Origin of the sequence: Bacillus sp. SIMBA_031 (genome assembly GCF_046535225.1) — a bacterium.
Lineage (GTDB): Bacteria > Bacillota > Bacilli > Bacillales > Bacillaceae > Bacillus > Bacillus velezensis.
The window spans coordinates 1-237 of the sequence record NZ_JAWRXC010000662.1 but is presented as its reverse complement, the minus strand read 5'-3'; the positions used below and the strand labels follow the sequence as shown (position 1 = coordinate 237).

The 237-nt window shown below is 65.0% G+C and carries 1 protein-coding gene; it reads right to left on the bottom strand.

Annotation, left to right across the window (positions count from 1 at the left end; translation table 11 throughout):
- A partial coding sequence (locus tag SB724_RS21725) for a hypothetical protein (RefSeq protein WP_410573137.1) occupies nt 1–237 on the bottom strand: 237 nt, incomplete at both ends.

Sequence of the window (237 nt, the reverse complement as noted above, 5' to 3'; positions counted from 1 at the left end):
ACGCGCAAAGGAGGCGATGTTGCTCGCTGGAAGCCGATCCAAGAGGTAGGGGTCAAGCATCCACGACTCACACGTGGCCAGGGCCGCACGCTTGTCCGAGAAATGCTGGGCAAAGAAGGAACGCGCCTCGGCGAAGCTGGCGTCAACCAATGCGGGGGAGAGGCTGCCCCCTTCCGGTATGTGCACTCCAAGGACCCACGACGGCGGTTCTGCCGCGCCGTCGTCCGCTCCTGCAGC